This window comes from Coleofasciculus sp., from assembly GCF_046565525.1.
GTDB lineage: Bacteria > Cyanobacteriota > Cyanobacteriia > Cyanobacteriales > Coleofasciculaceae > Coleofasciculus.
In genome coordinates, this window is sequence record NZ_JBKHUP010000176.1 from 1 (window position 1) to 10370 (window position 10370).

Here is a 10370-nt window from a genome sequence, read left to right on the forward strand (position 1 = left end):
ATATATCTGGGGCGATTGGCGGGGGATTGGGCGAAGCATTCGCGTTGGGAATTTGGCAGACAACCGATATATCTGGGCGCGAATGCTTCGCCCCTACGAACGTGCCATGGTACGTCTCTACATGATCTTTTACCTGAATTAACCCCTGCTCGTCAGCCAACTGCAAAAGCGAACAGCAACGGGCGTGAACATATTGAATGGGAAAAATCTTGTCAGAATCCGGCTGATTTTGTCCGAGTTTTTCTCTATCCCCGGCTCCCCCTTTTTCCTGAAGTTTCTGTTTTAAATAATGTCTGGGAACAGAAGGAAAGGGGGGTATTTTAAACCACTCTTGTAAGTAGGTGGCTAAGGCGCGATCGCTGAGTCGGAAAAGAATCCAGCCAGGAGGCAATACTTCAATCGTAAAATCTATAGCAATCGCGTCACCAGACTCTTGAGAAAGCGTTAGCAAGGCGACGGTGAGCTGACGGGCAATGTCTAAGGGAGTCTGTTGCCAAGGTGAAGATAACTTGAGTGCGATCGCAGACCGATAGCATACATAATTAGGAGTAGAGAAACGGTGTAAGGGTATGGTTTGGGGCGTTAACTGAGCCGCAGTGGGTAAAATGTCTACTCTGCCAATTGCCTGCCAAAGCTGTTGTTGCAACTGAGATTTAATACTCACATTGTTACTAAATGCTTTTACCATGAAAACTCTATAGTTAGATGTATTTTTAACTCCTGTAAAATTAAAAATAACTTGGTCTCCATCTTGACGGAGCTATGAATTTACCACCCTCCACATCAGAAGCATCTCGCTCGTTCTTAACCTGGCAACGTATTCTGGATTGGGCACAGGAACACTACCGCGATCGAACGTTTAGCAAAGATGAGCTAATCCCGACTCGTTCGGGATTGCTGTATCTCGTGCAGCGAGGAGCAGTACGTTTAGTGGGTACAACTCAAATCAGCGCAAGTCACTCCACAGATGAATCATTGTCCCAAATCCCACAAGAAGCCTTTTTAGGATTTGTCGGTGCAGGTCAGCCTTTTGAAATTGTGGCACAATCACCCTTTACCCTGTCCGCCTACTCCCATGTTGAGCAAACCTCAGTCCTCTGGATGTATTGGCATGATCTAGACAATTGGCCCCACTTCCGGCGTGAGGTGTTGAATGCGTTCCGCTATCAACATCAGCGAAAACTCCTATGGTTGAGTATCTTGGGACAACGCAAAACCATTGATCGCCTTTTCGGATTACTTACTCTGATGATTGAAGAATTTGGCGAACCGACACCCGATGGCTATTGTCTGCCATTTCCTTTAACTCACGCCCAAATTAGCAGTGCAATTGGTTCAACTCGTGTCACCGTGACTCGCTTAATGGGAAGGTTACGCAAAAAGGGACTGATTAGCACCTACGGGGATAATTTAATTTGCTTACCCATGCAATCTGTTGATTTTAATAACGATAGTTCAAAATCAAGCTAATCGGTTATTTGTTATCATATCAAACCTAGATAGTTGAGGATAGAGTGATGGTCATAGCAGCGAATGTAACTGATAATATTTCTCTAGATGACTTTATGGCTAATCCTCCCGATCATACAGAGTGGGTGGATGGACAATTGATTGAGACAACGGGAATGACGATAAAACATAGTCGAATTCAATCGAGATTAGATCGTTACTGGGGAAATTACATCAGCGAGTCAGGACAAGGCGGTGAACCTTACGTTGAACTTCCTTGTCGCACATTGCGTCAGGGGCGTCGTCCAGATGTTTCTTATTTGACGTCCCAATTGTTAGATCAGTATGGAGATGTGGCTGTATTACCCCAAAGCCCCCCTCTGATTGCCGAAATTGCCTCACCCACAGATACAGCCGAGGACTTATTTGCCAAGGCGACGGAGTATTTAGAGTCAGGTTGTCAAGAAGTTTGGTTAGTGTTTCCTGAGACTCGTTGGATTTTGGTGATCACTCAGAATCAAACATTAGCATTTCGTTCCGGTGATGTGGTGAGTACGCAGGTTGTTCTAACCGGGTTTAGCATAGCCGTTGATGAGTTGTTTGCATAAAGTTTGTAGTTGCGCTGTCTTCATTCCTGCAAACCTAAACCTGAGAACCAGTCCATGAAAATAAGTAAAATAATTGTCAAGGGCTTTCAACAGTTCAATAATTTCCAGTTAGATTTGGTAAACCCCAAGACAGGTAAACCACTAGATAAAATATGCTTGATTGGTACAAATGGAACGGGAAAAACAACGATTTTGGAGAAAATAATCCACTTATTAAATGAGTCTAATGGTTATGGAAATCAGCCAAAGCAACTGAAAAACCTGCCATTATTCGCTGTAAAATTTTCTGCCTCGTCTGGAGATTTTTTTGCTTGTCATCCTCCCTATAGCGGTTCTGATAGTTATGGTGCTCCAATAGTCTACTATAATGCTGATGTCGAACAGACTGACGAATGGCATCGGTTTGTCACTGATCCAACCCAAAAAGTCGTACCACCGGACTTCTGCATACAACACTACATTTCCAGTCAGCCCGTTCCCTCGCTTACCAACAAGAAAGATTTAATTATTCATGTACCAGCCGATCGGTCATTGCTTTTACAGAAAGGAGATTTACCTGTAACAACACTTGACGAAGCTTTAAAGCTATTCCAAAATTTTCCAGTTTATCACTTTATATCTATGGAAAATGCCGGAGAGTTTTGGAAACTATTAATTTATCTGGTCAAAAAACGGGAGAGTGATTACCTAGATCATTTAAAGCAACCTAAAAATAGAAAGAAAACGATTGAAGAGGTTGAGGCGGAATTTAAAGAAAATCATCCAGAGATTCTCCAAGAAATTGGAAACCTATGGAATCGAATACTAGACAAGCCAGGACTAAAATTCGATATTGAAGAAGCAGGAATTCCTGTACAACTCAACGAAAATCTTCAGGCGTATGTGAAAGTTAAGAGTTCCGGGCAACCCTTACCCTACAACAGCCTCAGTAGTGGGATTCGTAACTACATCTTCAAGTTAGGGCATATTAAAACATTGTACTTCCAACGTCAGATAGAGCGAGGTTTTCTATTGGTTGATGAACCCGAAAATAGTTTATATCCGGATCTGCTTTATGACCTAATTGAGCAATATCTCTCAATTATCCAAAACACACAGTTCTTTGTCGCTACCCATAATCCAATTATCGCCGCTCAGTTTGAACCTTATGAGCGAATCCACCTAGATTTTGATGACCAAGGGTTTGTCACCGCTACATCAGGCGTTACTCCGATTGGAGATGACCCCAATGATTTGTTAATTAAAGATTTTCATGTACGCAGCATCTACGGAAAACAAGGACTACAAAAATGGGAACGATTTCTGGAACTACAGCGATTAATTCACTCAACTAGCGACATAAATCGCCAACAGGAGTTGATTACTGAATATCTAGAAATAGGAAACGCCTATAACTTTGATCCATCCAAATGAGATATCTGAGAAAGTCGGCGCAGTCAAAGATAATTTCTAATCAGTGGCAGTATTCAAATCAAAGGGATAGAACTAAGATAAGGCAAGAACTGCTAAACGAACAGATGGGATTTTGTGCCTACTCCGAACGCTATATCCAAAGTACAGATGCTGTTGATGTGGAACATTTTGATGCTCGGTTGAAAAGCACAGAGAATGATAGTTACTGGAATTGGTATACTGTGCTGCATTGGATCAATCAGCACAAACCCCGTAATATCGAGCCGTTTGAACCTATCCTCAAGCCATATTCTGCCGATCTGAATCAACGGATCAAGTATGAAAACGGGCAATTTATTGCGGTCGATCCAAATGACAAAGAAGCTGAAAATCTGATTAAGTATCTTGGGTGGAATAGACCCGAACTGTACGAAGATAGACGCAAGCATATCGAGCGCATCCGATTTGTGCAACAGGTATATAAAGATAACCAAGATCAGTTCTTTGATTATTTAGTGAATCACCCAGATAATCTCAGTTTTTTCTCCGCCATGAGCGTTGAGTTAGAACTTCCTGATAGTCTGATCGAAAGGATTAACAAAAGCTCGTGAAATTATAGGAGAACATAGCACGTTACTGGTTAGTCGCCGCGATCGCGCCTTGTCCTTGGGGTGAGGCGACATAACCCAGAAAGGCTTGCACCTGAGGAGTTGCGGGTTGCTTGTAGACGTAGTAAAGTTCTCGTTGATAAGGATAATTCGCCGCTTGGGGAGTTAACCCATCGACGGGTACAATTCGCACCGTTTGTTGATCCGCAACCTGGCTATATGTGGCATAACTAATTCCATTACTGCCTAATTCTCGCAAAATAGGAGTGGTTGCATCCCGTTGCATTGTAACAATGTTAGTGTTAGGCGGTTGACCAAATTCTCCACCGTTAAGTACCAGTTCTTGAAACGCCTGACGAGTTCCGCTAACCGGGGGGCGATTAATTACGCGAATCCGTTCTGAATCACCACCGACTTGTGACCAATTGGTAATCTGTCCTTGAAAAATTCCCTGGACTTGCGCCTGAGTTAAGCCTCGTTGAAAAAGATTTTGCTCACCTATCACGATCGCGATCGCATCCTTCGTTACAGGTACAGCCATTAAGCCTTGGGACTGTTCTTGGGATGTCAGAGGACGAGAAATTGCGGCGATATCTGCACTTGCGGTTAAAATCGCCAGAATTCCCTTATCTGAACCCTCGGCTTTGGTTTCCACAACTGTCCCAGGAAACTGCTGTTCAAAACTTTGTTTCAAGGCTTGATTAATTTGCACCATACTCGTAGAACCCGCTATCCTGACAGTTGTGCCAGTGGGAACAGTTTGAGGTGGTGCAAAAGCACTGTTGGGATCTGCGGTTGGAGTTCCAGGATTGGCAGGTTGAGTGGGTGGGGATGGATTTTGAGCTGGGTTATTTTCACCTCCTGTCAATACACCTAGATTTGTGCCAGATTGACGGGTAAACCACCAAAAACCACCCGCTAATATTAAAACTGTAATTACAAGAGCAGCAATGAGTGTTCCCGTTTCGTTCTTCTGCGACATAATTAATAGACGGATTTAGGGCTTATACCGTTTCTCTTCAATCGTGCAACGAATACACCCCCTGATCAAGGGGGGACTACAGTTCGGTCTGATCTGGCGCAACATCATGGAGAATTGGTCTTCCAATTTTAACAAAATCAGCCGTTAAGTAGATGTCATTTAAGGTCGGGGCAGGTTTGGTTACTTATGGGTGCAAAAGAAAAGATAGGAATGGAACCCGCCCCGACAGAGAGGTTAGTTTAGTCGCGTCTGAGTTAAACCCAATTGCCAACTAACACAAAAGGCGTCCAGAAATAGGGATGCTTGCGATATTTTGGATCTTGTAAAATCAAGAGTTGAGCGCGACGCAGGGCTTCAGCTTTACTCACTTTATCCTGGGTGAGTACCTGGTAAAATTTCACCATCAGATCCGCTGTCGTCTCATCATCCACTAACCATAACGTCGCGATGGTACTGCGAGCCCCCGCCCTCACGGCGACACCCGCTAATCCTAACGCGGCTCGATCATCGCCTTTGGCGGTTTCGCACGCACTAAGTACGAGTAATTCAATGGGATTGGTTTGACGCAGATCTGTAGTTTTGAGTAAAGAACTCAATTCATTCACATTTAGCCGATCATCCCAGGTAATAATAAAGGTTCCCTCAGCCTCTGAACTAAATTGACCGTGGGTGGCGAGATGAACGACGGGAAATGAGACATTCGCGATCGCATCTTTCAACGTGGATTTGGTAAACTCCTGATTGAGTAACAATTTCCCTGACATCAACGATTGAATTTGCTGGAGTTCAGTTTTGACATTAGGAAGGGCGGAAAAGTCTTGGCGGGATTCGGAGAGTCCAGCAGTTAAAACTTCAAGCTGTTGTTCGGTAAGGGGTGTGGACTCTAACAACTCTAACCCTGGAGTCAGCGCGATCGCATAATTTTGCAGTAAGTAGTTATCACCGTCGTGCAGCGCCCCCATGGGGATATTCCGCAGGGTACCATTCAACACAAAGACTAAGGTTTTTACCTCACTTGTGGCTAAATCAGCAGCGGCGGGTTGAATAATCCAGTCATAGACTTTTCGGGCGAGGGGGAGAAATCTTAAACTGGTACGCTCAGGTAATGCTTGACGTAAATCCTCTAATGTGCTTTCTAATTCAGTTTGGGACACGAAGGTGGTATATCGGCGCAAGGGTTGATTGGGCAAATGGACAATTGTTTCCAAGCGATTGGAGAGGATAATCGGGTAAAGTACGGCAGCTTGTTGGTCAATCGTATCAATTTTTACAGGCTGGGCAGTAATACAATCGGCTTGAAAGAAGTTATCCAATTCCGCGACTTGGAGTAATTCAATCACCTGACGGGCTTGTTCGAGTCGTTCTGAACTAATTTGCGTATCATCTTCGGGTAGTAGCAGTTCGACTAACTCCCGGTAGATGGGTTCAACCTGTTCACGAAAGGAATACTGAACATTAGAATTAACGGCGACTAAATCACTACGCAGGGATTGAAGGGTATCCACCGCCCCTTGGTACGCCGCAATTGCCCCTTGGATATCGCCCTGCTGTTTGAGTAAGCGCCCTAGTTGCCATTGCCAAGGATACAGACTATCCCAGGCTTCAATGGCTTGGGTTTTAATTAAGGCTTGTTGGGTTAAATCTTGGGCTTGTTGCAGTTGATTAGTTTGTTCGTACAGATGTCCCAGAGTTCCCAATGCATAAGCGTGGAGGCGTTGACTTCCCAGGGTTTCCGCCTGCTGGATAGCGGTGGTGAGGATTTGGGCGATTTCTGGGTGTAGAGACGTTGCATGCAACGTCTCTACAGATGTTGCTAATTTAATCAGACTTTCGCCAAAGTTAATCTGAAATGTAATCGCTTGCTCTGAAATGGGTAAGCGGTTGAGTTGGCTTTGGATTTGGGGGATTAAGGTTTGCGCTTGTTGGCGATTTCCGGTTTCGATAAGTAAGCTGAGTTGATTGAGTTTTGCCCCTAATTCGATAAGGGGAGAAGGGGCTTGGGTTATCGCTTGTTGATAGAAATCGAGGGCGGCTTCAACTTGCTGCTGTTGACGGGCGGTATTGGCAAGGCTAAACAGGGCGGCGCTAATATCGGGGGGGGATTCTAACTGGCGGGCAATTTGTAAACTTTCTGCTAGTACCTGACGGGCTTGAGGCAAGTCGTTTACAAATTGTAACACCTCCCCTAGCGATCGCAAGCCGATGGCTTTGGTGAGTGAATCGGGCTGATTGTCGAGGGTTTGTCTAACTTGCTTGAGTAAGGCTAATGCCCGTCGATGCAATCCTAGAACTTGCATCGCTTGCGCCTGGTTAATTTGGCTTTTTATTTTACCTGTTTTATCCCCTAACTGATTGTACAGGGCGGTAGCTTGCTTCCAAGTGGCTAAGGCTTGTTCGGCTTGTCCCTGATGCAGTTGTAAACGCCCCTGAATATTGAGGCTTTGGGCTAGTACGTTTAGGTGATGGGTAGAAACGTCGCGGTTTGCTTTAGTTTGCAGCAGGGTTAAACTCTGGGAAATGGCGTCGTTTGCCTGGGACCATAATCCAAGTTGCTGATAGGCTAAGGAGAGATTACTCAGGACTGTGGCTTGCTTAATTGTTTCGCCTTGGGTTTGATAAGCTTGGGCAGCTTTTTGGAGAAATTCTACAGCATCAGTATATTGTCCTGTTTCGTAAAAGGTTCTGCCTTGTTTCACCCAATCTGCGGGGGAAGGATTAACGGTTGTTGTCTCGATTGCGGCTGTTTGGGGTTCTTTTTGTCCTATTCCTGTTGCTGATACAGGGGAAATGACAATACATAAAATGGCGGTGAGGATTCCTAATAGTAGCCATGAGATACCCCATTTTTTGGCGCTAAAGCGCTGACTACGAACCCTGGCGCTAAAGCGCTTACTACGAACAGGCAGATGCCATTTGTTTCTCATACTATTTCATCCCAACAAGATTGCATTGTAGGGGCACGACAATGCCGTGCCCTTATATCATGTCTGTCTAATACCGAATCCGATGAAATCATCCCCTTTTAAACTTGGCTACTTTTTCTTTCTATCCCTTGGAGTCTTGTTTAATACCAAGTTGCATTCAAAGATATATTTACTCACACAAAGGAGGATTGACTTGGCGACTCTCAATTGTCACGTTAGTCGCCTCAGCCGTAAGGATAACATTACCTTGAGCATCTCTAATCCATCCATTGGCTTCCACAATCGTGGGCGGTTGAGAAGGTTTATCGGGGAGAGTTGCCGTACTATTATCGTTATCGCTTGCGGGTGACTCTAAGGAAATCCAATCAGCAAATACCGCTTCTCCACGTAGCAATTCATTGGGTTTGGGGGGTAAACCGCCGCGCCCGGTGACGACAAAACTACTTTGATTAAATCCAGCATCCGCTTGACAAACTTGACCCACTAATCCTCGCACATCTATCGGTTCACTCGGTAATGGATTTAAGTCCCGACTGGGATCAACATCAGGGATATTCAGCACCACATTACCGTCTACCCCAAATTGAGAACTGGCAGTAATATCACTTTTTGGCGTGCGCTGGGGACGAAATTCTAACCCAAAAATACTTTGAGCGGTGATATTGATATTACCGCCATCACCCCCAAACGCATCGGCAACTATGTCGCTGTTTTCGTCTTCAACCGCCACAATGAATTCGGTGTCGATAGTAATATTTCCCCCATTCCCTTGACCGCCAAATGCTTCTGCCGAAATCAGGCTATTGCGGCGCATTGTGATTAAATCCTCTACCTTTAAGGTCATATTACCGCCTTCTCCGGATACGGTACTGGCAATTAAGGAACCTTGGTTATCTAGGTTAATCGAGTTGGCTGTAATCTGCATTTCACCACCATTTCCTGTAGCTTGATTTGGCAGAATAATACCTTGCAACGCCCCAAATCCTAACGTGGGATCACTCAGACGCAAGTCATTTGCCACTGTTCCCGTTGCGGCTGTCACTCTTGCACCATCCCGAACCATTAATTGATTGGTATTCACCTGCAAATTCCCCGCATTTCCCGTGCCAAATCCTTGGGCATATAATCCACTGGGAAAACCCTCAGCAGATGTACCGCTTAATTCTACCGATTCAGCCGCATTGACGAATAAATTCCCCCCTTGACCATCACCAATCGATGAAGCAGTGACAAATCCCCCATCTTGGATAATTAATCGCCCAGTATTAATTGTCAGATTTCCCGCCTTTCCTGCACCCGTTCGATTCGCCTCTGTATTGACTGTATCAGTACCTAAGGTGCTAGGAATTATATTAATCGGAGATTTTCCAATCACTTCCACTGATTCAGACGCATTCACCGTTAAATTGCCTCCTTGACCGGAACTCGCTGTCCCACTCTCAACAAATCCGCCATCTCGGATAATCAAGCGGCGGGTGTTAATCGTTAAGTTTCCCGCATCACCGATATCATCAGTCCCCATACTTCCAGAATCTAAAAGACGGATAGTTCCAGAACCTAAAAGACTGGGAGTCCCCCTAACCAGAGATACGCCAATCACCTCTACAGACTCAGAGGCATTCACTTCTAAATTTCCGCCCTTACCTTGACCAAAAGTAGCTGTTGATATATTTGCCCCCTCTTGAATGATTAATCGTCCGGTGTCAATTCGCAGAATTCCGCCATCGTTAGACCCCCCAGCTTCAGAAAATAAACCACTGGTGGATGGTGTTGCCCCGGTTAACTCCACCGTATCGGACGCCTTGACAATTAAATTCCCCCCTTTACCACTACTCAATGGTGCGGTAGAAGTTGTTACGGTTGCTCCCGATCGCACGCTTACGTTCTCTGTTTCAATAGTGATATCTCCGGCATCTCCTTGGGCAAATGTGGCGGTTGATAAGGTGGCTGTTGACCGCAAGTTTAATTGCTGTGTTTCAATGGTGATATCTCCCGCCGCCCCACCTCCGGCTGTAATCGAATAGAAGCCGCTACTGGGGATGGTGGCTAGAAAATCCCTTACCCCAGGAATGGCGTTTAACAGGGGATTATCCACCGCACCCTCAACATTAATCCCACTTGCTTCAACGAATTCTGTGGCTTGTACCGTGACATTTCCGGCTGGGATTGCCCCTATGGTTCCAGCAATCACTCGTGCGCCATTGGTTAAGGAGACTGAATTCGCCTCGATTTGGATATCACCGCCTTGGAGATTGGGCGCAGGAATCGGACTGATACTCGCACTACCAATGAGATGATTATCCCACGCGATCGCACCTTGACTACTTAGTTTAATTGTTCCTCCTAATGCCCCTAGAGAAAAGATATCTGAAGTGATGATATCTCCCTCCCCAATCAGGCTAATATC

General features: G+C 45.1%; 7 protein-coding genes and 1 pseudogene. 4 read left to right on the forward strand and 4 right to left on the reverse strand.

Annotation, left to right across the window (positions count from 1 at the left end):
- A pseudogene (locus ACLGGO_RS33895) lies at positions 1-688 on the reverse strand (hypothetical protein); the annotation flags it as partial.
- Between the two features lie 74 nt (positions 689-762).
- Between ACLGGO_RS33895 and ACLGGO_RS33900 the strand changes: the two are divergent.
- Genes ACLGGO_RS33900 through ACLGGO_RS33915 form a run of 4 tightly spaced genes read left to right on the forward strand, consistent with a single transcriptional unit; the run spans position 763 to position 4060 of the window.
- Positions 763-1470 (forward strand): Crp/Fnr family transcriptional regulator, encoded by a 708-nt coding sequence (locus ACLGGO_RS33900; protein WP_446422610.1) that lies wholly within the window; start codon positions 763-765, stop codon positions 1468-1470.
- Between the two features lie 47 nt (positions 1471-1517).
- On the forward strand, positions 1518-2057 hold the full coding sequence (locus tag ACLGGO_RS33905; protein ID WP_446422611.1) for a Uma2 family endonuclease: 540 nt from the start codon (positions 1518-1520) through the stop codon (positions 2055-2057).
- A gap of 54 nt (positions 2058-2111) precedes the next feature.
- The gene (locus ACLGGO_RS33910) at positions 2112-3470 is read left to right on the forward strand and encodes an AAA family ATPase (protein WP_446422612.1); all 1359 of its coding nucleotides are present in this window, start codon (positions 2112-2114) and stop codon (positions 3468-3470) included.
- Entirely contained in the window at positions 3467-4060 is a 594-nt protein-coding gene (locus ACLGGO_RS33915; RefSeq protein WP_446422613.1) for a hypothetical protein, read from the forward strand. Before ACLGGO_RS33910 ends, ACLGGO_RS33915 begins: the two co-directional genes overlap by 4 nt.
- A gap of 22 nt (positions 4061-4082) precedes the next feature.
- On the opposite strand, the gene ACLGGO_RS33920 is transcribed toward ACLGGO_RS33915, so the two are convergent.
- The 3 genes from ACLGGO_RS33920 to ACLGGO_RS33930 all read right to left on the reverse strand — a co-directional run.
- On the reverse strand, positions 4083-5039 hold the full coding sequence (locus ACLGGO_RS33920) for a phosphate ABC transporter substrate-binding protein (protein WP_446422614.1): 957 nt from the start codon (positions 5037-5039) through the stop codon (positions 4083-4085).
- Positions 5040-5293: 254 nt separating this feature from the next.
- Complete coding sequence (locus ACLGGO_RS33925; protein WP_446422615.1) at positions 5294-7963, reverse strand: CHAT domain-containing protein; 2670 nt, start codon at positions 7961-7963, stop codon at positions 5294-5296.
- A gap of 169 nt (positions 7964-8132) precedes the next feature.
- On the reverse strand, positions 8133-10370 hold a 2238-nt coding region (locus ACLGGO_RS33930), incomplete at its 5' end, for a beta strand repeat-containing protein (RefSeq protein ID WP_446422616.1).